Source organism: Bacillus cereus group sp. N21, assembly GCF_016483395.1.
In the GTDB taxonomy this organism is placed as follows: Bacteria; Bacillota; Bacilli; order Bacillales; family Bacillaceae_G; genus Bacillus_A; species Bacillus_A pseudomycoides.
The window spans coordinates 1-3,608 of the sequence record NZ_JAEHBX010000154.1 but is presented as its reverse complement, the minus strand read 5'-3'; the positions used below and the strand labels follow the sequence as shown (position 1 = coordinate 3,608).

Here is a 3,608-nt window from a genome sequence, read left to right as displayed (position 1 = left end):
TTTTTAGAGTAATAGTATCAGTATGTCCAAGATTTAGAGGTTACTTGCATGTATCTTGAAGTTTTTGCACCGGAACCAGTTTTATTGTATTGTTCACCGGGGGACTAATCAATTTTAATAAAAAAACATATTAATATTAATTCTAATAATTTTAAATAATTACTTTAATGTGAAGGAATGATTAATAATGAAAATAATTACTTATCTTTTAGCTATATTAACATTAATTGTTATGATTGCTACCAATATTTTTGATATGAATTTACCGTATAAATTAGATCACTGGTTAAGTATTCTATTAGCTCTATTTGTTATTATATTAGGTTTCTATAGTAATAAAAATTCTAATTTTAATAAATAAATTAAAAGAAATATATAAAAAGATTTCATCATACCGGATGAAATCTTTTTATATTGTTTCCCACTAAAATCTCCGGTTCTGGTGCAAAAAATCTCTTAAATTTGGACATACTGATATTACTACTCTACAAAAGGTGGTGTGATCAGTATGGAAAAGGAAAATTTGTTCAAATGGAAGCATTATCAGCCTGAACTAATCTTATTAACAGTAAGGTGGTACCTACGGTACAATTTGAGCTTTCGTAACCTGGTGGAAATGATGGAGGAAAGGGGATTATCAATTGCTCACACAACGATTATGCGTTGGGTTCATCAATATGGACCTCAATTAGAAGAGAAAGTACGACATCATCTTAAATGGTTCTGTTGCAAAGTTTCCGAAGACATAAAGAGATGGGGAATATTGCGGACCAGTTTTATGAAACTATTAATAATTCATGTAATGCGTTATACGTCGAAAAAACGAAGTTTGGTTGAAGACTTCGCTTTTGTTTGTATATGGCATGAACAGTTTCTATACCTTTAATAGTACGTGAGGCATGGCGAAGACTTTGAAAGCCTAAGGAACGGGAAAATCGACGTTTCACATGTCGATGATCTTGGTCGATGATATTATTGAGGTACTTTATTGTACGATGAAAGGTATTTTTGTAAAGACCTATCTCCTTTAATTTTAATATAGGTTTCATCCAAACGCCAAGATAACAATGTGTTTTTGTTTTTCTTCTTCCAAATTTGATAGATAAGATTTCCATATTCATGAACCCAGCGCATGATAGTTGTTGGATGAATAGAAATACCACGTTCTTTGAGAATTTCAGACACATCGCGATAGCTTAAAGAAAAACGACAATAGTAGCCAACGGCTACCAAGATAATATCTTTCTCGAACTGTTTTCCTTTAAAATATCTCATTTGTTACGCTCCTTGTTTGTTTTTTACAGAGTTTAGCTTACTTTAGAAAACTTTGCAAAAGAACCAATGAAACCATATTTTGTATGTATATTCAAAAATTGCGATACCGTCAGGCGCATTTTAAGCCATTTAATTATATTTTTACATACAAAGGTCTTTGAAATTGTGAATTTGAAATAAAGATGTGATGATGTAGCCCTAATTTGGTTTAAAATACAGTTTTCATAGGGGTAGCACGCACATTTTAACGTTTTTATACGCTAAAGGATTCTCAAAACTCAATAATACGATTTGAGTTGAGATTTTGATTTAAAGATGGGTTTTGAGACACTATTTAGGCTCATTTCAGCACATTTTATATTGAAGTGCATTTGTCTCAAATACCTACGTTTTTGAGATTAGATGATTCCCTTAGAGTAGTAAAATCAACGTTTTTTCATGTCGAATTTTGCTTAGCGTATATTTTCGTTAAAATGTTGGCTGTACGCCTTCATGAAGTTATAAAATTAGGACCGTACATATTAGACATATCTAAAATGTACGGTCCTTTTGTTTACTAGTGGTTCACTTATCTTACCTAGAGATAAGTATGTGGTCCTTTTACAATTTGAATTTCTTTTTAAGCTTCTTATATTTTCTATATGAACGTCTAACAATGTTTAACATGAAATACGGTATTTTAACAGGGAAAGGCAATTTATAAATGAAAGGCAAGTAAAATGTAAAATATGCCTTTTCTAGGTCTCTCCACTTACTATCTTCTTTTGTTTTTAAGAAATCAGATATATCGACTACATATCCCCTTCCGTTTTCCATCATCACATTTTTCCCGTGAACATCACAAGGAGTTAATCCTTGTTCCCTTGCATACTCTAAAGCTTCATTGATATCAAGGATTACCTGCTTAGGAATTTTAATCCCCTTATGAATAGCATCGTATAAGGTAATTTCTTTTAAACGTTTCAATACTATGAAATTTTCTCCTTTATATATAAGCTTCGAATAAGAAGGATGATTTCCGATTCTTCGGTATACTTCTGACTCTTTTTCAATTCCTTCTCCTTCTCGCGCGTAAACTTTCACTACCCAATCTTTGTATTCTTTGTGCATAAATACTGCGGCATAATTACCTGTCCCTAAACACTTCCAAAGTCTAGGAATATCTTTAACTACTACAGGCTCGAATTCATCCTCACTTCTTATGCTTACCTCTTTTAATAATTCGTCCTTTATCAATCCCACAAAACTATTTATACTCATCATTTCCACTCCGGTTTTGCTAAAAAGGGGCCCACCCACATTTTAACGAATGTTGGTGCTACCTCAATTACTATCTTAACAAATTAAAATTTTGTCTCTCTATTCTTTCATTCTTTCCTCATACTGTTTAGCAAGCTTATAAAAAGAAGAACGTTTGATGCCATACTTTTTCATGGCTTCTACTGCTGTAATTGAACCAGATTTCCATTCCTTGTAAGCATCCGTAAATTCTTTTGTTATTTCGACAGGTGGGCGTCCTAAACGTCTACCTTGTTTTCTGGCAAGAGCAATTCCTTCAGCTTGTCGTTGTTTAATATCAATGCGCTCTTTTTCTGCAAAGGCAGATAATATTGTCAGTGTTGCTTTTTGAATTGCGCTCTGAATAACATCATTTGTACTTTCTCCAGTGTAATTTACGTTAATGTATGGTTCCTTTATAAATTGTAAATTTACTCTATGTTTTTCGTAATATCTAAATTCTTCTAATGTATCATTCATATTTCTCCCAAGTCTTGTCAAGGAGTCAAACACAATGGTATCTCCTGTACGAACAAGACGCTTTAACATTTGGTAGTTCTCTCGCTCCATATTTTTTCCAGATTCTTTATCAATGAAAATATCTCGATCTTCTATTCCTAAATCTTTCATATTCTGAATTTGTCGTTCTTCGTTTTGATCTTTACTGGAAACTCGTACATATCCAAATTTTTTATGTTTCATATGCCACACCTCACTGATAATTATATCAATAATGTCTGTAAAGGTGTGCAAAATAAACAGATGTCTGTAAAATTAAAAATAAATATTTATAGACGTGGTTTTGTATAGTTTTCTATATATCTGTAAAGGTATACCTTTGTAAACGCTCGTTCGCTTTTTAGGACGGTTCATTTGTAAAACTCACTAATTATGACTTTGCGCATAAATAATATAAGGATTAAATTCCTGAATTTTTACAATATTTAGTACAAATAATATCAATTTACTATAATATGCAATTTATGTAAAATCATAATTAAGCTAAACTCTTCTTTAAATTCTTGCCCCTAACAAGGATTTAAAGACCATGCTAT

2 protein-coding genes and 2 pseudogenes are annotated in these 3,608 nt (G+C 31.7%); 1 reads left to right on the top strand and 3 read right to left on the bottom strand.

From position 1 onward, the window contains the following. Positions 1-508: 508 nt before the first annotated feature. A pseudogene (locus JDS96_RS29980) lies at positions 509-718 on the top strand (IS6 family transposase); the annotation flags it as partial. 58 nt (positions 719-776) lie between these two features. Here the strand turns inward: JDS96_RS29980 and JDS96_RS29975 are convergent. From JDS96_RS29975 to JDS96_RS29965, 3 genes and pseudogenes are all read right to left on the bottom strand, one after another. Next, positions 777-1,275 (bottom strand): annotated as a pseudogene (locus JDS96_RS29975) (IS6 family transposase). A 600-nt stretch (positions 1,276-1,875) separates the two neighbouring features. Continuing rightward, on the bottom strand, positions 1,876-2,535 hold the full coding sequence (locus JDS96_RS29970) for a protein kinase family protein (protein WP_199669029.1): 660 nt from the start codon (positions 2,533-2,535) through the stop codon (positions 1,876-1,878). A 99-nt stretch (positions 2,536-2,634) separates the two neighbouring features. After that, entirely contained in the window at positions 2,635-3,255 is a 621-nt protein-coding gene (locus tag JDS96_RS29965; protein WP_199669028.1) for a recombinase family protein, read from the bottom strand. Positions 3,256-3,608: the final 353 nt, after the last annotated feature.